Source organism: Bacillus sp. 22475 (genome assembly GCF_052044835.1).
GTDB lineage: Bacteria > Bacillota > Bacilli > Bacillales > Bacillaceae_G > Bacillus_A > Bacillus_A cereus.
The window spans coordinates 294416-317883 of the sequence record NZ_JBQENW010000003.1 but is presented as its reverse complement, the minus strand read 5'-3'; the positions used below and the strand labels follow the sequence as shown (position 1 = coordinate 317883).

Genomic DNA, 23468 nt, shown 5'->3' with positions numbered 1-23468 from the left:
CTTTTATAATCAATTATATCGGTTTGATATTATTTTCTTAGAATAAGAATAACATCCCTGTGCAATATAAAGAAACATTCTAAGAGAATATATTCCTTTTTGCAACACTAAAAGATAAAAATTAATTATATTCGACATTATGTAAATATATACACTATAATTTAAGGTTTTATGTTTATGAATATGAGTTAAACTTATATCAATTTGTATTTTCATTCAGTAGGGCAATAATTTCATACAAGTAACTTGTGGCTCTATTTATTTTTAAAAATACCTCTTGACACCGAATCGAACTATATCGCATAATATAAAAAAATTAGATCGAAAATCGTTGAAGGGAATTAGTACATATGTCTTCTTGCGAAAGAGAGTGGAATTCACCGGCTGAAAGATTCCTCGTATAGAATGTATCGAACCTATCCCTGAGTCTTAAATGAAAGTTTAGGCGTTCGCCTGCGTTATAGGCACCAAGTGGATATCTATGTATATCAATTAAGGTGGTACCGCGGAACAATGACCGTTTCGTCCTTTTTATTTTATTAAGGGCGAAGCGGTCATTTTTATTTTGCTCTTAAATACTTCAGTGCTGCATTGATGAGAATAGATATAGTTGCAAAGTGGATGAAGTGTAAATTATAAAAACTTTGATTTTAGACTTGGGGGATAAAAAAGTGAAAAAACAACGAATTGTTGTAAAGATTGGAAGTAGTTCCTTGGCAGATAGTCATGGAGGCATCTCTACAGAACAGCTTTCAGATCACGTTGCCGCATTGGCTCGGTTGAAAGAAGATGGGCACGAGGTTGTGTTAATTACATCTGGAGCTGTCGCTGCAGGTTTTTCAGCGCTAGGATATCCTAGCAGACCTGTAACGATTAAAGGGAAACAGGCTGCAGCAGCTGTCGGACAAAGTTTGTTAATGCAGGCGTACACGGAGGAATTCCGTAAATATGGCATCGTTACTGCGCAACTTTTGTTGACGAGAAGTGATTTTTCTAGAAAAGAACAGTATAGTAATGCTTACGCTACGTTAGGAGAATTATTAAACCGTTCCGCTCTTCCAATTATTAATGAAAATGATTCCATCTCTTTAGAGGAGCTGACGTTCGGTGATAATGATATGCTGTCAGCTTTAGTAAGCGGGCTTGTTTCGGCGGATATGCTTATGATCTTTACAGATGTGAACGGGTTATATGACAAAAATCCTCAGAAAAATGCGGATGCAAAAAAATATTATTTTCTTCCTGAAGTTACGGAAGAAATTTCTTCTCTTGCAGGAGATGCTGGCTCAAAACTTGGGACTGGCGGTATGAAATCAAAAATCGATGCTGCAAAGACAGCACTCTCTCTTGGTGTGAGTGTATTTATCGGAACAGGACGTGGACAGGAAAAGTTTGTAGATGTTTTGAAGGGTAAGGGTGATGGAACGTATGTCGGTAATGCTCCTCAAAAAGAAATGAAGATGAACAAGCAATGGATTGCCTTGCATTCGCTTGTTAGCGGACAAATTGAAGTAGATGCTGGGGCAGCTACTGCCATCATTCAGCATGGTAAGAGTTTACTTCCAGCTGGTGTTACGAATGTATCAGGATTTTTCCAAGTGGGTGAAGTTGTAGAGGTTGTAACGCAACAAGGGCGCGTAATAGGAAAAGGACAATGCACATATAGTGCAGAGGAACTAAGAGATGTAAAAGGTATGCAAAGCCAAGATATTCAAGTAAGAGGCGAGAGACATAGTTATGAAGTCATCCATAGGGATCATTGGGTTTCACTTTAAAAAGGAGGAAATAAAAATGAATGAAGTGTTGGCAAAGGGGATAAAAGCAAAAGAGGTTGTTAGGGAACTTGTACTAAAATCTACAAATCAAAAAAACGAAGCACTTGCTGCAATTGCAAATCAATTAATAAGTGAAACAGCTTATATTTTAGAGGAAAACAAACGGGATATAGAAGAAGGTAAGGCAAAAGGGTTTTCTGATTCTCTCATTGATCGCCTTATGCTGAATGAACAGCGTATTGTTGATATGACAGAAGGGATTAAGCAGCTAATTGAATTACGTGATCCTGTAGGAGAATGTGTAAGTGCATGGGAAAGGCCAAATGGACTATCTATTCAGGAAATGCGCGTACCACTTGGTGTTGTTGGGATGATTTATGAGGCAAGACCGAATGTAACAGTGGATGCTGCTACAATTTGTTTGAAAACAGGAAACGCAGTCATATTACGTGGTAGTTCTTCTGCTATTCATTCTAATAAAGCGATCGTTGCCGTTATTCACAGGGCGCTCAAACAAACAAGCTTACCTCAAGAAAGCGTCCAGCTTATAGAAGATACAACGCGAGATAGCGCAAAGCAGTTGTTTACAATGAAGGATTATCTAGACGTTCTTATTCCAAGAGGTGGCAAACAATTAATCGATACTGTTGTGAGAGAAGCGTCTGTTCCAGTACTTGAAACAGGTGCGGGAAATTGTCATATTTTCATTGATGAAACAGCGGATAAACAAATGGCATTGGATATTATTATAAATGCAAAAACGCAGCGTCCATCTGTATGTAATGCGATTGAAACGATTGTTCTTCATGAGAAGTGGGCAGAGAAATATGGTAGCGAGTTGTTTTCTTCTTTGAAGGGTAGAGGTGTGGAGCTACGTGGTGATCAAAAAGCATTTGCAATGGATTCTTCAATTGTACTTGCTTCAGAAGAAGACTGGGGGACAGAATTTTTATCTCTTACACTAGCAGTGAAAGTGGTTTCCACTGTTGAAGAAGCGATTCATCATATAAATACGTATGGATCTATGCATTCTGAAGCAATTATTACTGAAAACGAGGAAAACGTCAGCAAGTTTTTTACTTCTGTAGATGCCGCGGCACTTTATCATAATGCATCGACTCGTTTTACAGATGGATCCGAATTTGGATTCGGAGCGGAAATTGGTATCAGTACACAAAAGTTACACGTAAGAGGCCCAATGGGGCTTCCAGCATTAACTTCTACAAAATATGTGATTCGTGGAAATGGACAAATTCGAAAATAATAATAAAAGACACTCAATTGGCTTGGGTGTCTTTTATTATAAAAATTATTTACCATACAAATAGCCCAACGAGCATAGCACTTAATAAAGAAACAGCCATCCCGCTAACAAGAAGCTTCCAAACATTTTTACCGATGACTGATGATTTTTCTCCGCCAAATAATGAATTGTAAGTTCCGTAAATCATACCTACTGTACTAAAGTTAGCAAAAGAAGCTAGAAATGTCGTTGCAACCGCAACCGTATGCGGTTGTAGCGACTTTAAGTTTGATTTTAAATCCATCATTGCAACAAATTCATTCGTCGTTATTTTGATCCCCATTAATTCAGCTACATACATAGCATCACTGCCTGATAAACCGAGTAAAAATGCAAAAGGACTAAAGATAATGGAGAAGATTTTTTGAATTGTTAACCCCGTTACAAAAAATCCTAAAATCCCATTTAAACATGCTGTTAAAGCTACATAACCAATTACCATAGCTAAAATAACGATAACCATATTCATCCCAACTAACATACTGTTTGAAATAGTAGAAAAGAAATCCTTTTTTTCATGTTTTGAAGGTGTGTAAACAACGTCTTCTTCTTTCGAAACTTCCACAGGATTTAATACATTGGCTAAAATTAATGCGTTAATACAGTTTAATGGGATTGCGCTGAAAATATATGTTGCTGGAACCATTGATAAATAAGCACCAAGAATGGATCCGCTAACGCTACTCATACTCATAATTCCAAAAGTTAATAATCGATTTTCTTTTAAAACAGATAATTGATCACGAACAACCGCAAGTGCTTCGGTGTTTCCTAAAAACATCATTTGAATCGAAAAGAAACTTTCTAACTTTGGTAAACGAGAAATCTTTGAAATAACTGCACCTACTTTATCAATAATCCAAGTTAAGATTCCAAAATAAGAAAGAATATCAAAGAACGTGATAACAAAAATGATAGGAAGTAACGCGCTAAAGAAGAAATCAATGTGTGGACTGTCCATAGCGGAAGGAAATGCAAATCGAATTCCTTCATTCGCACATGCCAGTAGCCAACTGAAAAATGACGCAATTTTATTAATGATAATACTGCCTAGCTTTGTGCCCAACATAAACCACGTAATAAAAAGCTCCAATATGATGAGGATTACAATTGGTCTCCATTTTATATGTTTTTTATTAGGCGAACATAAGAAAACGATTAATATGACAACGAAAATCCCTAACATATTTAATATGAAATGCATGTCAACCACTCCTTGAGCTTTATTATTTGTATATAAAAAAGCTCTTATTCTTCTTAATTTAGAATGAATGTGGTTTAATTTATATTTTTGTAAATTCTAAAAGAATAGAAGGTAAAATTCGATAAAAATAGAATTTAATACATAGCAAACAAGGAGGGGATAAAAATGGAGGTCTATCACATAAAGAGTAAAAAGAGGGAAACATACAACGTTCAGGTGAAATATTCGATACTTTTCGAATGTGCACTTGGCATTGCAGCAATTACTCATAAAAGGTTAATTGATACTCTTGAAAAGACTGAAAGTGAATGGAAAGGAATTAGACAATCATTAACAGATGAGATGGAAGAACACTTACAGTTTGTAGAAGAACATAATACGTGGAAAGCATTGCTTCAGTTATTGTATGAAGAGGATTTTCAAGATTTATCGCAGTTTAATTTTAAAATTGATTTACTTTCAGAAGAAGATTTGAAATTTATATGTTTACCGTTTTTAGGGGAGAAGTATGAAGAGAAAAGACGTTTAGCCGCAAGTAGAGATGTAACTGCAATACATGAACTAAAGGAGTTAACGCAGGATCATCCGTTTTTTTCTACTTATATTAGCTTTATATGTGATGTAGATGTACAAGTGCTGAAATCTCATATAATCACTGTAATGAAAGGTTGGTATGAGAGCATAATTAAGAATGAGGAAGAAGAAATACTTTCTATATTAAAACGAGATTATGAAGCAAAAAATGAAATGAATAAAAAGATGAAACCGGAAGAGTTTGTCGAGTGGGCAACTGGCGGAGTGAACTATATGCCAGAGCCAAGTGTTCATCACGTACTTCTTATTCCGCAAATGACGTACAGACCGTGGAATATTGAAGCAGATATTGAAGATACGAAAGTATTTCATTATCCAGTTGCGAATGAAAGCATTCATCCTGAAGATTCGTATGAACCGAATTATTTTTTAGTTCAAAAACATAAGGCTCTTGGGGATGAAGCGAGATTGCGAATTGTAAAAATGTTGTTTGAAAAAGAACGTACTTTACAGGAAATAACGGAAAGATTGCAGCTTGGTAAATCGACAGTACACCATCATTTGAAATTGTTACGTGCAGCGAAGTTAGTTGATATACATGACGGAAAATATGTATTAAGGAAGAAAGCAGTACAGTCGTTAGCAAAAGAATTAGAAGCGTTTTTGAATAGATAATATGCAACAAGAATGTACATAAAGGGAGGAATTTAAGAGAAAAGTTGGTGAGCTATAGTGAAGAGTGTATTGAAAAATCGTTCTTTCTTTTTTATGTGGATTGGTAGTGCAATCTCAGAATTAGGAGGGGCTTTCGGAACGTTATGTAATTCAATTCTAGTATATGAATTAACAGGATCGGAAATGGCTTTAAGTAGTATGTGGCTATTATATTTCATCCCATCACTCATATTGCAATTAATAAGTGGCCCATTTATTGATAAATGGAGCCGGAAGTGGATTATGATATTTTCACAATGGATACGAGCGTCTGTATTTTTATTACCTTTGGTGATGCTAGTTACAGGTAGTATAGAAGTTTGGCACATTTATGTTGTTCAAATTGTAGTGGGACTTATTACACCACTTTATACACCTGCAAGTCAAGCAATTACACCGAGCATTGTAGGGAAAGAACAACTTCAAGATGCAAATGCGTACATTGATGGAATGACTCGCCTTATGATGTTTCTTGCGCCAGTATTAGGCGGAGTAGTCATTCATTTGATTGGAACAGAACTTACATTATCTTTCGTATGTATTTGTCTATTTGTTAGTGGTGCTTTCTTATTTTATATAAAAGAAAATAGAACGTCGCAACCTATTCGGAAAACGTGGCTAGAACAATTTCTTCACGGTTTTACATATTTTTTCACAAAACCAATCATCGTTTGGCTCGGTATATTTCTTACTTTCGTGCAATTTGGAGTTGGGGTAACGATGGTCACAAATCTTCCTTATATAAAAGACGAGCTATCAGCGGGATATGCGGAATATGGTTATTTTATGGCCGGATTCCCACTTGGCTATGTAGTTGGATCTATACTAGTCGGAAAAGTAACATATAAAAGCCGGCGTATACTTATGATCGGAGGATTGTTTATAGGGGGACTCACATACATTTCATTAGGATTCAATCATAGTATTATCATTGCAATAATAATTGAAGTAATAGCAGGGATTTGTATTGCATTTTTCAATGTTCATAACACGACAATATGCCAACAAACCGTCCCAAATAATATGATAGGACAAGTATTTTCAGTGCGTTTATTTTTTATACGATCCGCTATGCCATTAGGTGTGTTAGTAGGGGGAATATTGAGTGAAATGTGGGGAGTAAGAGCGCTATATGTAATCATCGGTGCAATTATATGTGTTACATCTTTAATAGGGATGTTACTTCCATATTTCAAATTTTTAGATGAGGCGATAGAAAAGAAATCAGCATAATTCAAAAAATTAAAACTTTACAATTGAAAATAATTATCATAATCAATTATAATAGAAGAATACTAGTATTCGTATAACAAAGAGGGAGTGGGATATATGTTTATCGAAACGAAAACATTTACAGTAAAAGAAGGTACATCAAATATAGTTGTAGAACGTTTCACTGGAGAAGGTATTATTGAAAAATTTGAAGGCTTCATCGATTTAAGTGTTCTTGTGAAAAAAGTAAGACGCGGCGACGAAGAAGTTGTCGTAATGATTCGCTGGGAATCTGAAGAAGCATGGAAAAACTGGGAAACAAGTGAAGAACATTTAGCTGGACATAGAGCAGGCCGTGGTAAACCAAAACCAGATCATATTATTAATGTGGATCATGCAGTTTATTATGTAAAATCATCGAAAGCGGCTTATCAACAGTCGTAATATACAAGCAGAGGATACATGTTGTAGAAGCAATCATGTATCCTCTTTTTTATTACTGGGGGGATGGGAATGATAGAAAAACTTGCATTCATTACATATGAACAACATAAAAAATTAGTGCAAACAATAGTAGCGGAAGTCTTATCTATGGAAAAGGTAAATGGATTCATGCTAATTGGATCTGTTGCAAGAGGCGATGCATATCCTGAATCTGATTTAGACTTCTATATTCTTTTAGAAGACGGACAAAAGAAGAAATTTCATTCTGAAATGAGAGAAGATATTTTAGTTGAATATAAGGGTGCAGATTTTAATCAAATTCAAGTAAACTTTAAAAACAATCCGATGGAACTATACTCATTTCTAGAAGGGAAAATTTTGTTTGATAAAAGCGGTGAGTTAAAAAAGTTAAAGGAAATAGCTACATATGAATTTGAAAACTATCGTGTTTCAAGTGACAAAATGAAGGGCATTTCTCATTGGTTGCATAGTTCGCTTATTAAAATTCAATCTGCTTTAAAAGCAAATGATGAGTTAAAAGCTTCATACTTAGTTCATACGTCAACTTGGACATTGTTAGAAGGGATATGGGCTATTAATAATAAGCCAGTACCGCCAGCGGGATCTGCTTTAAGGTATATTCAAACGTTGCCGAATAAGCCAATTTATTTAGATGAGTTACTTAATAAGCTATTTTTAGGTGATACAACAGAGCGCATCCCTTCAGCAATTTTCTTGGTTGAGTGGGTTCTACACAATCTGGAAAATAAATAATGAGACTATTTTATATAGGTACATTAATATTTCACGTCGAACGGTTTATATAATTGCAGTCATAAAAAACGTTCTAGGCTATGGAGAAAAGTATTAGACTTATAAAGCATAGTCTTAGATGGAACGCTTGAATATCTTGCCTTACATATTTAAGTGTTATGAAAATGAGTCTATATACCTTCTGTTTAAAAGGAGATGAGTACATGAAGCTGAATCATTTAAATTTATGTGTTGATGACTTATCAGAAGCGAGACATTTCTTTGAAACATTTTTTGATTTTCAATTTTTGGAACAAAAAGGGAAAGCACTTGTAGTTATGAGTGATGAGAGTGGATTTATACTTGTGCTAAGTGATCCAAAAGCATTTAAAGGGAATAAGGAAGTTACGTATCCGGAAGCTTTTCATATTGGTTTTTTAGTGGATACTTCAAATGAAGTTGATCAAGCGTATAATCGTTTAGTAGCAGGCGGCATTGAAATAGATAAGGAACCTTATTCGATGCGAGGTAGTAGTTATGGTTTTTATTTTACAGTATTTAATGGCTTATTAATTGAAGTGTCTTGTCTTGATTATAGAGAAGGTAAGAAAGTTTCGAAGCTTAATAGTAATCACCAAGAGTAATCATTTGAAGGTGTATATTTAGCCCCTTATCCAGTTTGGAAAGGGGCTTGTTTATTTTATTACCTTATTTATCTTACTATTTGTGGATTGATTAAAGTCTCACTTTATTTGTCTATCTGAATTTCAAATTCAAGCACAGCTTGATCTTTCCTAAACGGCATACTGAGTTCTTTAAATCGTAAGCTTATTCCAGACAAATTATCAGGAAGGACAGGAGATATAACGAATTGATGATTCATATGTCCATCGGTGCCGCCACCACCTTCTGACCAGCAATCGTATGTATCATCTATTGATAATTGGAAGAAACTATGAGGCTTATTTTCAATAAAATCTTCATCCGTGGAATCCCAATCGCTATATAAATAAACTACACTAGCATTTGCATATTGCTGAATAAAAGTTACAGTATACATGACGCCATTATGTTCATAAGTTTTAAAAACAGGTACATGTTTTTTGAAGCCAGTTGGTTCAACGCGAGGTTTAAATTCTTCTTCATCCATCATGGAAGAGAATAATGAGTTTAGATAGTCTGGATAGAATTCGTATTGCTTAGCCCATTTATAAATCGCTTCATCATGTGGAAAACCTGGGTCATCACCTGAAAGTTCTTTTCGTTCTTTTAATAGGGCGCAAATTTTTTCATCAATAGAGTATAAGCGTTCATCGTAATGATCGGTAGGACGTTCGAAAGTCATTCTTTGCATAATCATTCCTCCTTTACTTTATTTTAACAAAAAAGACAGACTAATAAATAGTCTGTCTTTTCACATTAATTCTTCACATCATCATAAAGTTCAAGTGCCTCTTTCACATTCAATCCATTTTTCACAATACCATGTATTGCTTGAATCATCGCAGCTGGGTGCTCGGATTGCCATATGTTTCGGCCCATGTCTACTCCGATAGCGCCTTCTTGCAATGCATTGTACGTAATGTTTAATGCGTCTTCAATTGAATCTAGTTTTGGGCCACCCGCGATGACGACTGGGGCAGGGCATGTGCTCGTTATTTTTTCGAATCCTTCGCAGTAATACGTTTTAATAATATCAGCACCCATTTCAACACATACGCGGGAAGCAAGTGCTAGAAAGCGAGCTTCACGTTTTTGTAATTCCTTTGCGACTGCGGTAATGCCGAGTACTGGTAGGCCGTAATCATGAGCTTCAGAAACTACATTTGCGAGATTTGTAACAGTTTGTGTTTCATAGTCTGATCCGACAAAAACAGAAACGCCAACGCCAATTGCGTTTTGCTTCACTGCTTCCTTCACAGGTGTAACAATTGTTTCATTCGCTAAATCTTTACCGACGACAGTAGCGCCACCGGATACACGCATAACCATCGGTGTGCTGCAGTTTTCAGGAATACAGGAGCTAAGTACACCGCGTGTTAAAAAGAGGGAGTCTGTATAAGGAAGTAAGTTTTTAACTGTTTCAAGTGGTTGTTCTAGCCCGTGAATTGGCCCTAAAAAGTAGCCGTGATCTATTGCTAACATAACCGCTCTACCATCAGGTAAAATTGTATTTAATCGATTTTTAAATCCCCAAGTCATTCAAAATCACTCCTTCGTTAATGTTGGATTTTCCGTTTGTACCGTATCTTTATTTGGTAAATGTGGTGACTTTATAAAAACAGCTTTAAAAGGTTTGTCAGAATGGTTAATCAGATAGTGAGATTCATGAGGGCGAACTTGCAGGACATCACCTTGTTTAATCGGAACTCTTTCGTTATTTACATAGAAGTCTATTTCACCTTCTAACGCATAAAAAACTTCTTCACACGTTGTATGGTAATGATTTTGAAATTCTTGCCCAGGCTGAATGACAACAAGGCCAAGATCAATATTTGGACCTTGTATTAAATATTTCGGCCCGTTATCACCGAAGCGATAGGAGAAGTCATTTTCATTCGCTTTTAACATACAGTTCACTCCTTTATGTAATGTGTTACAGTGCACCAGGTGCAATCCACATATGTGTTGTAAGTCCTTTATCAGCTAAAGCGAGCTGACTGCTATACACGGTTTTCCATGTTTCATAGAATTCTTTGTATAGCTCGTGATTTTCAGTGACTGGTTCAAATGTATTTTCCCACTGTACAAATTGTTCGGCAGTCTCTTCCATAGATGAATATATGCCAGCGCCAACTCCAGCAGCAATTGCAGTTCCTAAAGCAGCCGCTTCTTTCACAACTGGTACTTTTACAGGAATGCCGAGTACGTCTGATAGAATTTGTGGCCATAGTTTCCCTTTAGCGGCACCGCCAGCAAAAACAACTTCAGAAGGGAATGTACCAGTAAGATTTTCAATTAGTTTTAAGTTTCCAAGTGTAACGAAGGCCGCATTTTCTTCAATAGCACGGAACATTTCCTTTTTTCCGCATTTGTCAGCGTCTAAACTTAAATTTAAGAATGAAGGTGCGGCATGACGCCAAGAAATGTAGTTCATAATGTTTGAAAAAGTAGGGATAATACCATATGAACCGACAGGTACGTCTTTCGCTTGTTCTTCTAATAATTCATAAGCGTCTACACCGAGTTTTTCAGCGAACTTTTTTTCTTCTTGGCAAAAAGCGTCTCGAAACCAACGCATAACGAGGCCAGGGAAAAAGGCAATCGTTTCATATTGCCAAAGGTTCGGAACGACGTGACAATTTACTCGAATTGCAGCATTTGGATCCGTTGTTGACTCTGTAATATTCACTTCCTGTTGCCAAAAGCTGCCGCCGCATATTAAAGTTTGATTTGGCTTTACGACTCCAGTCCCGAGTGCTGCCATTTGAGCATCACCGCCACCAGCGACGACAGGAATCCCTTCAAGTAAACCAGTTAGTGCTGCACACTCTTTTGTAACATTACCAATTACAGTGCCAGCTTCATTTACTTTTGGTGAAAATGGCAACGTTATACCACATTCTTTAGCGACTTCGTTATCCCAATTTCTATTTTGTAAATCAAAGATTCCGGACGTACAACCGTTGGAAGGATCGATTTGCAGTACGCCGCTTAATTTATACAAAATCCAATCATTTAACATCGAAAAGGATTGAATATTGTTGTAGATGTCTGGTTCATGTTTTTTAATCCAAAGTAGACGTGGTAAAGCACCCAATGAAAAAGTTTGCCCAGATTTTCTGTATAAATCTTCTTCAAGATGTGAGCGGATTTCTTTTAGCTCACTAACTTCAGCGGATGCACGGCCATCAACATTTGCACATGCCCATATTTCTTGCCCATTTTTATCATATAAAACAAAACCTTCCCGCATACTTGTAGCGCTAATAGCTTGAATAGAAGAGGGAAGTATATTACTTTTTTGCAGAACTTCTTTCGTACACTGTTGTACAAGTTGCCAGTTTTCTTTTTCATCAAAATTCATAGAACCGGGGTAACGAGGATCAGTTTTATGAACCCATTCTTTTTGGCTTACTGCAATTTGATTGCCATGTAAATCAAAGAGAACAGCTCGAATGCTTCCTGTACCAGCATCGAAAGCTAATAAAGTAGACATTAAGAATCACCTTCCTTTCTTAATAAGGAGAGCGCAGTTTCTTCATCAGTAATTAATGTATGAATAAATTTCCCTTTTAAAGCCCCATAAATGGCATCTATCTTTTGAGTACCTCCAGCCACACCAATGACATGCTTCATGCTGCGAAGAATCGTAAGTGGTGTGCCAATTAGACGATTATGATGCGAGAGCTCTAATAAATCACCATTCGTATTATAAAACTGTCCTAAAATATCGCCCGCCCCGTTTTGACTTCGAATATATGTCATTTCACGTAGCGTTAATTTTTCTTTTTTTACAATCGTAGCGTCTTGAGATAACCCGCCAATACCGACAACTGCCGTATGTGCAAGTGAAGCGACATGAAGCATATCTTTCACACTTGGTTCTGATAAAATACTTTGTGCCATTTCAGTAGAAGATGCTAGAAAAGGAGTAGGAATAATATGAAGATCACCTTGCATGTAGTGTAAATAGTTTTGTTTTCTTGGAAGATAGTGGTTTACTCCGCCTGTTAGCGTTACGAATGAAAGATTAATAGAACTTTCAAAATGAATGTTTTCTAGCATTTTACTTATTGTTTCACCCCAGCCGATGCCGAGTAAATCACCTTGTTGGAGATGAGTCTCTAAATATTGTGCAGCGGCTTTTCCGAGAGAAGTAGCATAATTGTCTATTGGAGTAGGGATAATAAAGGCATCTTTCAAGTGGAACTTTTTCATTAAGTCACGTTCAATGCTCAAGCAATGCAAACCGGTTCCTTTTACGTGAAATGTAACGATACCTTCACTGCGTGCCTTATCTAATAACCGGACGACTTTATTTCTTGAAATATGAAGAAGTGAAGCAATCTCTTGTTGTGTTAATTGATCTTTATAATAGTACCAGGCTACTTTAGTTAATAAATTTTCTTCAAAGTTCAGCTGTGACATACTCTTCATCCCTTTCAACAATTGACCAATGCTTAAACATATGTAGCATATATTTTGTTTATTCCAGTTGAAACGATTAATAGCACATTGAAAAAAGTGTTCTAGATATGAAAAAAGGAATATACAATGCTACAAAACAAGTAGAACAAATAATCATTTTCTCAAAAAATGTTCTGGATAGAGGCAGGTGACATCATGTGGAGAATGTGCCCTTATTACAAGTGAAGAAAATGAGTAAGGCGTTTTCGAATCAACTTGTGCTAAAGGAAGTGAACTTACAAGTAGAGCATGGTGATATATACGCTTTAGTTGGTGGCAATGGCGCCGGGAAATCGACATTAATGAAAATATTAACGGGGTTATATTCGTATGATAGTGGAGAAATGTATGTGAAAGGAAAGAGACAGCAGTTTGTAAATCCAAAAGAAGCACACCAAGAAGGGATTTATTTAATACCACAAGAACCGCTCATTTTTCCGCATATGACCATTGAAGAAAATATATGTATCGGGTTAAAAGAAAAGAAAAAGAAACTAAAAGTACAGATTCAGCAATTGATTAGCAGCTTAGGATGGGATATTGACCTTAATAAACTAGGAGGAACATTATCGATTGCGCAACAACAGTTAGTAGAAATCGTTAGAGGATTAATAAGAGAAGCTGAGATTCTTATTCTAGATGAGCCAACATCGACATTAACAACACACGAAATTAAGAGTCTTTTTGTGTTGATGAAAAGTTTACAAGAAAAAGGAATTGGGATGATTTATATTACGCATCGTTTTCCAGAAATCTTTGAAATTGCCAACAAAGTAGCAATACTACGTGATGGAATGGTTGTAAGCCAAGGTGATGTATGTGACTATACATATGACATGCTGATGGAGGGACTATTGCCAAAAGGATATAAACAGAAAGAGAAAATAGAAGTAGTTCAAGAGACAGCAAAGACGAAAAAAATATTAGAAGTGGTTGATATAAATGGTCACGCATTCGAAAATATATCATTCACTGTACATGCGGGTGAGGTTGTAGGTGTTGCTGGCATTATAGGATCTGGCAGAACGGAATTAGCGGAAGCGATATTCGGATTGAAAGCTATAAAATCAGGTTCTATTTTATTAGAAGGAAAATCAATTGATACATGTTCTTTGCATAAAAGACTAAGTGAAGGGCTCGTTTATGTGCCGGAAGATAGGGCGAGAAATGGAATTTTCTCAATTGCTTCTGTTAAAGAAAATATTGCAGCAGCAAGTTTATATCAAAATAATCGCTTTTTTATAAATCAAGAAAAAGAAAGCGCTTTAGTTAATTCGTTTATAGAACAGTTCCGAATTGTTGTACAGAATATGAATAAAGAACTGGCATCTTTATCAGGAGGTAATCAGCAGAAGGTCGTGCTTGCGAAGTATCTTGCATGTAATCCTAAAATTATTATTCTTGATGAGCCGACTCGCGGAATTGATGCGAAAGCAAGGCTTGAAGTGTATGAGACGATAAAAAAAATGAAAAGGGATGGACTCGCAATTTTATTAATCTCTTCAGATGTTGAAGAAATTGTCCAATTAGTAAACCGTGTATATGTAATGAGAAATGGGCGATTTGTTTCTCATATGGAAAAAGAACAACTGAGTGTGAATGAAGTTACACGCCTTGCATACGGAGGTGTAGCGGAATGAAACATATGTTAAAAATGCATGAAACGTCTATCATACTGTTACTACTAATTTATATAGCTATTGTAGGAATGATAAACCCTAGTTTTATTCAATTTAACTCGTTATCTTTACTGATGAAATCAAGCGTTATTTTAGTCGTTCTAGCAATTGGCCAATCGTTCGTTTTATTTACGAAAAATATAGACGTATCAGTTGGCTCAATTATGGGATTAAGCGCGGCAGTTTGCGGGATGTTGTTAACGAACGGGTATAATGCATTCATGTCAATTCTTGCTGCGATAATGCTTGGTGCTATTATCGGTTTCATAAACGGGATTGGCGTTGCAAAGTTTCGGGTACCAGCCATTATTATGACATTAGGGATGCTAGGAATTGTTAGAGGTGCAATGTTAATCTTCACAGGCGGGAAGTGGATTGAAGATATTCCAAACGATTTTAAGCAGCTGTCATCTATCATCATTCTTGGTTTACCTATAACTGTATGGTTCGTTTTTATTATTTTACTACTACTATACTTCTTTTTAAGAAAAGTGCCATTGGGAAGATACTTTTATGCGGTAGGTGATAATGAAGATGGCGCGAGGCTTATTGGTATACCTGTTAATAAAGTGAAGATATATGCGTTTATGATTTCAGGCATAAGCGCTGCGCTCGCTGGTTGCATATTTGTTATGAATATCGGGTTCGTCCCAAATCAAACAGGTACAGGATTAGAATTACAAGTAATCGCAGCCGCTGTACTAGGAGGAATTCATTTAAAAGGAGGAACAGGTTCTATATTTGGAGCCGCATTAGGAGCATTGTTTCTAGAAGTGATAAGCAGCTCACTCGTCTTTTTAAAAATACCAGCATTTTGGAATAATGCCATTTCAGGCTTTTTATTATTACTCATCATCATATTAGATAGTGTTATGAGAAAGTGGAAGGCAAAAAGGAGGATGAATCTATGAAGTATTTATATAGATGGGAAGGGGTTCTAATTGTATTACTTCTTATAGAATTCATCCTTTTTAGTTTTATAAATAGTGATTTCTTAAATATTAGTAATCTCCTTTTTAGTACAAATGATTTCCTATTTATCGCAATTGCGGCGATACCAATGACTTTCGTTATTGTAACAGGAGGAATTGATGTATCGGTCGGATCAATAATGGGGCTCACTTCGATCTTGATTGGTGTACTTTGGATGAACGGAATACCTATTTTGTTTGCTGTCATAATCGCCCTAATAATTAGTTGTTTAGCAGGAGCTTTAAATGGACTCATTATAAAAATGACAGATGTAGAACCACTAGTCGTTACACTCGGAACGATGTTTTTATACGGAGGAATTGCGCTTGTCATTTCAGGAGGGGCGGGTGCTTCTGGATATGAAGGGATAAGCGGTTTACCTGATACTTATGTACAACTAGCAAATGGTAGTTTTATAGGAATACCCAATTTATTATGGTTACTTATTTCATTAACAATTGTATACACAATTTTGTTTCACCGAACGATATATGGACGCTACGTAAAATTAACAGGTGCGAATGAAAATACAGCAAAATACACCGGGATTAAGACGAAGAAAGTAGTAATCATTGCTTACATACTTTCTGGGTTAGGAGGTGGATTAGGGGGAGTTTTCTTAACTGCATATTTCGGTTCTGCACGTGCTGATATAGGAAGTGAAACAATATTACCAATCATTACAGCAGTCGTATTAGGCGGGACACTTATTACAGGTGGAAAAGGAAGTATTTTCGGTACTGTACTTGCAAGTATTTTTATAGGCCTTATGCAATATGGCCTACAAATGACAGGCTTAACAAATGAACAATCAAATGTCGTAATAGGTATTATCCTTATTCTTTCAGTTATTATGAGACATTTCAAATTACATCAATTTTTAGCGGGGAAAAGACAGAGTTGGCATAAGGGGGAAATGTCATGAAGAGAAAACTGGGGATTGTATTGATTGTATGTATTTGTTTAATAGGTTTAATCGCTTGTTCCAGTCAAACGGCAGATAAGAAAAAAGCGGATGATGTGAAATTTGCATTTATCCCGAAATTAACTGGAGTTGGCTTCTTTACATCGGGCGGTGAAGGAGCAAAGGAGATGGGAGATAAGCTAGGCGTACAAGTGAAATATGATGGGCCGTCTGAAGCGAGTGTATCAGGGCAAGTAAAGTATATAAATAATTTTATTAACCAAAATTATGATGCACTTATGGTTTCCTCTACATCAGTTGATGGTTTATCGCAATCATTGCAACGTGCTAAGAAAAAAGGAATGACTGTCTTAACGTGGGATTCTGATGTGAATCCCAAAGACCGTTCTTTTTATATAAGTCAAGGGACACCAGACCAACTTGCTAACTTATTAATTGAAATGACTTCCAAGCAAATTGGAGATAAAGGGAAAGTAGCGTTCTTTTATTCTAGTCCAACAGTAACGGATCAAAACCAATGGGTAACGAAAGCGAAAGAAATTATTAAAAAGAAATATCCGAACTGGGAAATTGTAACGACGCAGTACGGTGAAAATAATGCACAAAAATCTTTATCCGTAGGGGAGAACATATTAAAAACGTATCCAGATATTAACGCAGTTATTTGTCCAGATGCAACAGCACTCCCAGCCATGGCGCAAGCAGCTGAAAACTTAAAAATGGATAAAAAAGTAGTGGTAACTGGATTTTCTACACCGAACGTTATGCGTGATTATGTAAAACGAGGAACAGTACAACAATTCGGATTATGGGATGTCAAACAGCAAGGTGCGTTGGCAACTTATGTAGCAAATGAAATTGTTGTAAAAGGGAAGAAGTTAATAGTAGGGGATAGCTTTGAAGTAAAAGGAATTGGAATAGTGAAAGTAGAGCCAAACTCCATTCAAGGATATGACTATGAGGCAGAAGGGAACGGAATTATCGTATTACCAGACCGAGTTGTATTTACGAAAGATAATATTGATAAGTATAATTTTTAGTAGACAAAAAAACGTCCGAATATATCGGACGTTTTTTAATTTCTTCATTAATTATGAACAGTTTCTTTTTCGTTTAATCCAAGTGTACGACCAGTCGAAGTGTGAAGATCTTGGAACAATCTTGGATTTTCAGTTAGTGAAATGCCATATGAAGGAATCATTTCTTTTATTTTTTCTTCCCATTCTACCATGCGGCTTGGGAAACATTTTTCTAATACTTCAAGCATGACGTGAACAGCAGTAGAAGCACCTGGTGATGCACCTAGTAATGCGGCGATTGAGCCGTCAGCTGCACTTACTACTTCTGTACCAAATTGAAGTGTTCCTTTACCGCCAGCATCAGTATCTTTAATTACTTGTACACGTTGTCCAGCAACTACAATATCCCAATCTTCACTTTTCGCGTTCGGAATGAATTCGCGTAATTCTTCCATACGTTTTTCGTGCGATAACATAACTTGCTGAATTAAGTATTTTGTAAGTCCCATTTCTTTTACACCAGCAGCTAACATCGTTAAGACGTTATTCGGTTTTACAGAACCGATTAAGTCAAGGTTTGAGCCAGTTTTTAAGAATTTAGGTGAGAAGCCTGCGAATGGTCCAAACAGTAAAGCTTTTTTATTGTCTATATATCTCGTATCTAGATGAGGTACAGACATTGGCGGAGCGCCAACTTTAGCTTTACCGTATACTTTCGCATGATGTTGCTCTACAACTTTTTGGTTTTTACATACCATAAATAGTCCACTTACCGGGAATCCTCCGATATGCTTTGATTCAGGGATACCAGTCTTTTGAAGTAGAGGTAGACTACCGCCACCACCGCCAATAAAGACGAATTTAGCAGTATGATGCTCAATTTTACCACTATTCATATCGTGTACTTTTACTTCCCACAAACCATTTTTCGTGCGCTTAATATTTTCGACACTATGCTTGTAGTTTAGCTCGACATTTTTTGTTTTTAAGTAATCAAACAACATACGTGTTAATGCACCGAAGTTAACATCTGTTCCAGAGTCAATCTTCGTTGCCGCCATCGGTTCATTAGATGTGCGGCCTTCCATAATGAGTGGAAGCCATTTTTTTAATGTTTCAGGAGCATCAGAAAATTCCATTCCTTGAAACAGTGGATTTTTTGAAAGCGCTTCAAAACGGTTTTTTAGAAATTCAACATTTTTTTCCCCTTGTACTAAACTCATATGAGGTAGTGGCATAATAAAATCTTGTGGATTACGAATTAATTTGCTCTTTACAAGATATGCCCAAAATTGTCTTGAAAGCTGGAATTGCTCATTCACTTTTACAGCCTTACTAATATCTATAGATCCGTCAGATTTTTCGGAAGTATAGTTCAGTTCGCATAGCGCAGAATGCCCTGTACCTGCATTATTCCATTCGTTAGAGCTTTCTTCCCCGGCACTTGCGAGTTTTTCAAAAACTTTAATTTCCCATTCTGGTGCTAATTCTTTTAGTAATGAGCCTAACGTTGCACTCATAATTCCTGCACCAATTAAGATAACGTCTGTTTTTTGCTGCATGTTGCTCATGATAATCTCTCCATCCCCTATATTGGCAAAAAAGTGTAGGTGTTTTCTATGTCTAAGCCGTAAAAGAGAAACACCGCCTAGGCCCCACCTAGGTGTATACCTTTTTTGTCTCAATTATATAACCATCTCATACTCTATTATAATAATTAATAGACTAAAATATCTAGTGTTATCTGATAATTTTAAACTATTTAACGTTTTATTCGCTAAAAATCTTATTTAACAAGCTCTTTTAAGGTGATAAATAGAAAAAAATTACAGTTTGAAATTATCTCGAAAAAGCTTACGTATCCTTAAGTGACTAAATCGAGTACCTTTTTATGGGATTATTCTTTCTGTAATGGTAAGATTATTCTGAAAAATAAAAAGGAGGGACTCTAATGTGTACAAAAGAACAAATTTCAAACTTATTTCGAAACTTTTCAATAAAGGAATGTAAAGGGTCAAGTGATTTATATGAATATTTATCAATGAAAATTGCTGAAGATGAGGAAGTACTTACACTATCGTCCTCTGCTCAGGTAGGTCAACCAGTCCCAAACTTACTATTAGGTGCAGTACATTATTTATTGTTAGCAGGGAAAGAACATCATTTAAAAACGTATTATAGTAGTTTAGTTGAAAATGCCGATACAAATTTAAATAAAGCTTTTGATCATTTTAAAGATTTCTGTAAAGAGTACCGAGAAGAAATCATTACATTGTTACAAACGAAACTCGTTCAAACGAATGAAGTAAGACGGTGTGCATACTTATACCCAAGTTTCTGCTACATATTTAACAAAGTGAAGAAGCCGTTAGCGTTAATTGAAATTGGGACAAGTTCTGGGTTGCAACTGTTCTGGGACCAATATAGTTATTCGTACGGGACGGATGAAATGTACGGAAATATAAATTCAAATGTGCATGTAACTTCTGAAATAAGAGGGGAGAATGTACCGCATTTTCTAAAAGAAAGCCCATCTGTCGTAGAAAGAATCGGACTGGACTTACATGTGAATGATTTACATAATGAGGAAGATTATTTATGGTTACGTGCTTTAATTTGGCCAGAACATAAAGAAAGGCTTGAGATGTTTGATCAAGCTGCATCTTTAGTGAAAAATGAATCTGTCCAATTCATAGAAGGAGACGGTGTAGAGCTATTATCATCTATTATTGAACAAATAAGTGAAGAAGCTGTTATTTGTATTTTCCATACACACGTCGCAAATCAAATACCAGAACAAGTAAAACATAAGTTAGAAAAACAAATACAAGAAATTGGCGCAAAACGTGATGTATTCCACCTTTATAACAACATGTGGGATCGTGACCTTCATATTGATTATTATATTAACGGAAACGAATATCGTGAAACGGTTGGAGAAACAGAAGGGCATGGGAAATGGTTTAGCTGGAAGATTGGAAATGAGACGCCTATTTAGATTAATAGGGGCGCCCTCACTTGTAAAAGGTGGGGCCATAGGCTCAATCATGGACTAAATGGTTAAGGAAATAAATTTATTAGTAACATACAAAAAATGCTTCGGAGAAATCCTAAGCATTTTTTGAATTACATTTAAACCCCATAATGGATCATGTACTTCTGTTCTGCTGCGGCTTGTTCAATTTTTGAAGCTAACTCAATCAGCTCATCAGAATTTTTGAAGAGCTTTGAAGATGTAACTGTTTCATAGAATATTGCTAATGATTCAGGCGGGATAATTGTAATACCGTAATAAACTAAACCGTATTCCTGATTTTTGACTGTATGAAAGTAGGTTTTCATAATTGATAAATTTCGATTTAAGCTACTGATAATATCATCATCAACAGAAATACAATGATATTTCTCTGGTGTATAATCTTCGTAATTTTTTTGAGAAGTAAAATCGTCAATTATTCCAAAATCATGGACACATGCCATCATTATCATCCTTTCAGCATTAATAAAGTGAGTTCTATTAAAGTAAAATGGTCATTCGTTTAAGTGTAATAGAAATAGTTATGTAGTTCATAAAATATCTTCGGTTCTTCTTCGTGAAGACAGTTTATTTATCGATAAACTCATCGGGAGCCCAAGTGGCGATTTCATTCCCAGGTGCAGCGACTACAAGCCATTGCTCACATAGAACACCAGATTGCCAACATTCATAATAATCATGAAAACCATTTACAAAAATAATTTGTCCACTCTCTAATGTAATAATTAAATGAGGGCTTTCTAAGCCGAGTCGTATAGCGGTAACTTTTTGTCTTCTTATCTTAAATATTCTTTCATATTCTTCTTCCTCAGAATAAACTTCAAATTCATCTTCATTTAATGGGTATCTTTTTTGAGGTTTATTAAATAAACACCATTTGGATTCGATATTGATATATAATTGTCTGTCATAATCAACTGAGTCGTGAAAGTTTGTGAAATGAATCTTTATAGCGGCTGGAGAAATACCAAATTGTAATCCATCAACTTGTGATCCGATGAATAGATTTTCCAACACTTTTTCAGCGTAAATTTTATCCTCTTGATTCATTCTTGAAATCCTCCTTTTCTTAAAAATATACCTTATATTTTTATTGTAATAAATAAATTTTCATGTAAAATGAACCTTTTGTGAAAAACGAGCGAATATAGTGTGAAAGATTACGAGAGGGGAACGAAACTTTGGATGAAGTACAATTAAAAGAATGGCTATATAAAAGAAAGTATGTTGCCCAAAAAAGAGTTTGAGAAAGTATTACTTTGGATTGTTGAATAGATATTTAGCAAAAAAAGTAACTAATAATTATATTATGTAAACTTAGTTTATAAAACACCCATTTAAAAAATGGATGTTTTATATTTTGATATATTAGGTGGAATATATAGTTTAAAAAAGCGGAATACTTTGCGGAAAGTTAAAGACATTTTTCGGATCATATTTTGCTTTTACTTCCATTAATCGGTCAAAGTTGCAACTGAAGTATGCATCTGGCCAATTTTTAATGGATAGGTCAGGAGTATTAACATAGACACCTTTTGTAAATGGAAGCATTGCCAAACGGAAGTCTTCAACCCATCGAATACTTCCACCAGCACCTTCTGGTTGCTCCCAAGTAGCGAATATTGACATGTTTGATAGTGCTTTTCGGTAAAAGTAAGCAGTCGCCTCATTTGGCACCTCAGCAACAGCACCGCCTAATCCGTGGAAAAATACAGAGGTAGTGGAAAAGGGAGGTGGATTATTAATAAAGTGATCGATAATGGATAGTCCTTCTTCTGGTAATAGTTCATACACATATGGACCAACACTTTTAAATGGTAAAGGTGTTGCAGGTTGCTTCTCAGCTATTTTCGTTGCTGCTTCTGCCCATGGTATTTCTTCGATAGTTACTTGCATGGGTGAACCGGCTTCTAATAATGGCTGTAGTAGCGTCTGCAATTCTTGAACAGAACCGAGAAATACACCTTGCATTAATAATGATGGTTCTAATCCTGCAGACATAAAAAGAGTAGTTGTAAGGCGTTTATTAGCGCAAGGTAGCGTATATTCTTGCCAAGAGGTTAATACGGGTTTTAAATCTGATATCCCCCAGCTTATTTCTGCAAATCCTACCGTATTAATTTTATGTGTTCGAAACTTAAACGAAGTACATATTCCAAAGTTACCACCACCAGCACCGCGCGAAGCCCAATAGAGATCGGAGTTACACTTGGCGTTAGCACGTATTATACAACCATTCGCGTCTACCATTTCTAATTCAAGTAAATGATCGAGAGTTAATCCAAACGGACGAGAGAGAATACTATGTCCGCCACCTAAAGTAACACCTGCAATCCCGGGAGTAGGACAAACACCACTCGGTACAACTAATCCTTCAGCAGCAAGTGTTTCAATTAAAGAAATATTTCTCCATCCAGTCCCAATAGTTACAGTTCCATTATTGTGATCTATTTCTAATTGTTTCATTTCACTTACATCAATTACAAGACCAGCATTACTGACGGATAATGCCTCATAATTATGACGTCCAGAGCGCATGCGTATAGGAACGTTATGTAGCCTTGACCAGCGAACGGCGTTTACTACATCCTGTGTATTTTGAGCAAAAACAATGATTAACGGAAATTTGTTGAAGAATGTATTGAATTCTTCACGCGCTGAATTATAATCAGGATCATTAGGTGTAACGATACGACCAGTAAGTTCAATTTTTTGATTATTCATTTCAGTCATCTCTCCTTGACGTGAAATATTTATAATGTGGAAA

22 protein-coding genes and 1 other annotated feature are annotated in these 23468 nt (G+C 36.0%); of the genes, 12 read left to right on the top strand and 10 right to left on the bottom strand.

The features are described from left to right. Window positions 1-322 precede the first annotated feature (322 nt). Window positions 323-533, top strand: a binding site (T-box leader). 138 nt (window positions 534-671) lie between these two features. Together proB and ACTJJY_RS07930 are read left to right on the top strand one after the other, a co-directional pair. After that, on the top strand, window positions 672-1775 hold the full coding sequence (gene proB, locus ACTJJY_RS07935; RefSeq protein ID WP_000744736.1) for a glutamate 5-kinase: 1104 nt from the start codon (window positions 672-674) through the stop codon (window positions 1773-1775). A 16-nt stretch (window positions 1776-1791) separates the two neighbouring features. Continuing rightward, a complete protein-coding gene (locus ACTJJY_RS07930; protein WP_001006624.1) occupies window positions 1792-3039 on the top strand; it encodes a glutamate-5-semialdehyde dehydrogenase in 1248 nt (415 codons plus the stop codon). Window positions 3040-3088: 49 nt separating this feature from the next. Here ACTJJY_RS07930 and ACTJJY_RS07925 read toward each other — a convergent pair whose 3' ends face one another. Further along, the gene (locus ACTJJY_RS07925; RefSeq protein ID WP_000545482.1) at window positions 3089-4282 is read right to left on the bottom strand and encodes a NupC/NupG family nucleoside CNT transporter; all 1194 of its coding nucleotides are present in this window, start codon (window positions 4280-4282) and stop codon (window positions 3089-3091) included. A 165-nt stretch (window positions 4283-4447) separates the two neighbouring features. Between ACTJJY_RS07925 and ACTJJY_RS07920 the strand changes: the two genes are divergently transcribed. The 5 genes from ACTJJY_RS07920 (at window position 4448) to ACTJJY_RS07900 (ending at window position 8583) form a co-directional block, all read left to right on the top strand. Then, window positions 4448-5491: an ArsR/SmtB family transcription factor gene (locus ACTJJY_RS07920; protein ID WP_095690654.1), complete on the top strand. Its 1044-nt coding sequence runs from the start codon at window positions 4448-4450 to the stop codon at window positions 5489-5491. A gap of 57 nt (window positions 5492-5548) precedes the next feature. Continuing rightward, complete coding sequence (locus tag ACTJJY_RS07915) at window positions 5549-6763, top strand: MFS transporter (protein WP_440605340.1); 1215 nt, start codon at window positions 5549-5551, stop codon at window positions 6761-6763. A gap of 96 nt (window positions 6764-6859) precedes the next feature. After that, the gene (gene hmoA, locus ACTJJY_RS07910; protein WP_000469496.1) at window positions 6860-7186 is read left to right on the top strand and encodes a heme-degrading monooxygenase HmoA; all 327 of its coding nucleotides are present in this window, start codon (window positions 6860-6862) and stop codon (window positions 7184-7186) included. 69 nt (window positions 7187-7255) lie between these two features. Beyond that, window positions 7256-7960 carry a nucleotidyltransferase family protein gene (locus ACTJJY_RS07905; RefSeq protein WP_095690655.1) on the top strand — a complete coding sequence of 235 codons (705 nt, stop codon included), beginning with the start codon at window positions 7256-7258 and terminating at the stop codon, window positions 7958-7960. 203 nt (window positions 7961-8163) lie between these two features. After that, window positions 8164-8583, top strand: a complete 420-nt coding sequence (locus ACTJJY_RS07900) for a VOC family protein (protein ID WP_000773084.1) — start codon at window positions 8164-8166, stop codon at window positions 8581-8583. A gap of 104 nt (window positions 8584-8687) precedes the next feature. Here the strand turns inward: ACTJJY_RS07900 and ACTJJY_RS07895 are convergent, their stop codons facing one another. From ACTJJY_RS07895 to ACTJJY_RS07875, 5 genes are all read right to left on the bottom strand, one after another. Further along, complete coding sequence (locus ACTJJY_RS07895; protein ID WP_141241027.1) at window positions 8688-9293, bottom strand: hypothetical protein; 606 nt, start codon at window positions 9291-9293, stop codon at window positions 8688-8690. A gap of 65 nt (window positions 9294-9358) precedes the next feature. Continuing rightward, window positions 9359-10141: a 3-hydroxy-5-phosphonooxypentane-2,4-dione thiolase gene (gene lsrF, locus ACTJJY_RS07890; RefSeq protein ID WP_000219782.1), complete on the bottom strand. Its 783-nt coding sequence runs from the start codon at window positions 10139-10141 to the stop codon at window positions 9359-9361. A gap of 6 nt (window positions 10142-10147) precedes the next feature. Continuing rightward, entirely contained in the window at window positions 10148-10510 is a 363-nt protein-coding gene (locus tag ACTJJY_RS07885; protein WP_000909986.1) for a cupin domain-containing protein, read from the bottom strand. A gap of 25 nt (window positions 10511-10535) precedes the next feature. Next, on the bottom strand, window positions 10536-12098 hold the full coding sequence (lsrK, locus tag ACTJJY_RS07880) for an autoinducer-2 kinase (RefSeq protein ID WP_000105700.1): 1563 nt from the start codon (window positions 12096-12098) through the stop codon (window positions 10536-10538). Then, the gene (locus ACTJJY_RS07875) at window positions 12098-13048 is read right to left on the bottom strand and encodes a sugar-binding transcriptional regulator (protein ID WP_141241028.1); all 951 of its coding nucleotides are present in this window, start codon (window positions 13046-13048) and stop codon (window positions 12098-12100) included. The genes lsrK and ACTJJY_RS07875 overlap by 1 nt, the downstream gene beginning before the upstream one ends. A gap of 179 nt (window positions 13049-13227) precedes the next feature. Here ACTJJY_RS07875 and ACTJJY_RS07870 point away from each other — a divergent pair, with 179 nt between their 5' ends. The 4 genes from ACTJJY_RS07870 to lsrB are packed head-to-tail and all read left to right on the top strand — an operon-like array spanning window position 13228 to window position 17685. Beyond that, window positions 13228-14709, top strand: a complete 1482-nt coding sequence (locus tag ACTJJY_RS07870; protein WP_142947091.1) for a sugar ABC transporter ATP-binding protein — start codon at window positions 13228-13230, stop codon at window positions 14707-14709. Further along, window positions 14706-15659, top strand: coding sequence for an ABC transporter permease subunit (locus tag ACTJJY_RS07865; protein WP_000682140.1), 954 nt, complete (start codon window positions 14706-14708; stop codon window positions 15657-15659). The genes ACTJJY_RS07870 and ACTJJY_RS07865 overlap by 4 nt, the downstream gene beginning before the upstream one ends. Beyond that, the gene (locus ACTJJY_RS07860) at window positions 15656-16645 is read left to right on the top strand and encodes an ABC transporter permease (protein WP_000876510.1); all 990 of its coding nucleotides are present in this window, start codon (window positions 15656-15658) and stop codon (window positions 16643-16645) included. The genes ACTJJY_RS07865 and ACTJJY_RS07860 overlap by 4 nt, the downstream gene beginning before the upstream one ends. After that, a complete protein-coding gene (lsrB, locus tag ACTJJY_RS07855) occupies window positions 16642-17685 on the top strand; it encodes an autoinducer 2 ABC transporter substrate-binding protein LsrB (RefSeq protein ID WP_440605339.1) in 1044 nt (347 codons plus the stop codon). The genes ACTJJY_RS07860 and lsrB overlap by 4 nt, the downstream gene beginning before the upstream one ends. Before the next feature lie 47 nt (window positions 17686-17732). Here lsrB and ACTJJY_RS07850 read toward each other — a convergent pair whose 3' ends face one another. Continuing rightward, window positions 17733-19235 carry a malate:quinone oxidoreductase gene (locus ACTJJY_RS07850; RefSeq protein WP_000069161.1) on the bottom strand — a complete coding sequence of 501 codons (1503 nt, stop codon included), beginning with the start codon at window positions 19233-19235 and terminating at the stop codon, window positions 17733-17735. Between the two features lie 380 nt (window positions 19236-19615). Between ACTJJY_RS07850 and ACTJJY_RS07845 the strand changes: the two genes are divergently transcribed. Beyond that, the gene (locus ACTJJY_RS07845) at window positions 19616-20662 is read left to right on the top strand and encodes a DUF2332 domain-containing protein (protein WP_000337428.1); all 1047 of its coding nucleotides are present in this window, start codon (window positions 19616-19618) and stop codon (window positions 20660-20662) included. Between the two features lie 134 nt (window positions 20663-20796). Here the strand turns inward: ACTJJY_RS07845 and ACTJJY_RS07840 are convergent, their stop codons facing one another. From ACTJJY_RS07840 to ACTJJY_RS07830, 3 genes are all read right to left on the bottom strand, one after another. After that, complete coding sequence (locus ACTJJY_RS07840; RefSeq protein WP_157676107.1) at window positions 20797-21147, bottom strand: short-chain dehydrogenase; 351 nt, start codon at window positions 21145-21147, stop codon at window positions 20797-20799. 121 nt (window positions 21148-21268) lie between these two features. Beyond that, window positions 21269-21751 carry a hypothetical protein gene (locus tag ACTJJY_RS07835; RefSeq protein WP_142947089.1) on the bottom strand — a complete coding sequence of 161 codons (483 nt, stop codon included), beginning with the start codon at window positions 21749-21751 and terminating at the stop codon, window positions 21269-21271. Between the two features lie 336 nt (window positions 21752-22087). Beyond that, window positions 22088-23425, bottom strand: coding sequence for an FAD-binding oxidoreductase (locus ACTJJY_RS07830; protein WP_144465296.1), 1338 nt, complete (start codon window positions 23423-23425; stop codon window positions 22088-22090). Window positions 23426-23468 lie beyond the last annotated feature (43 nt).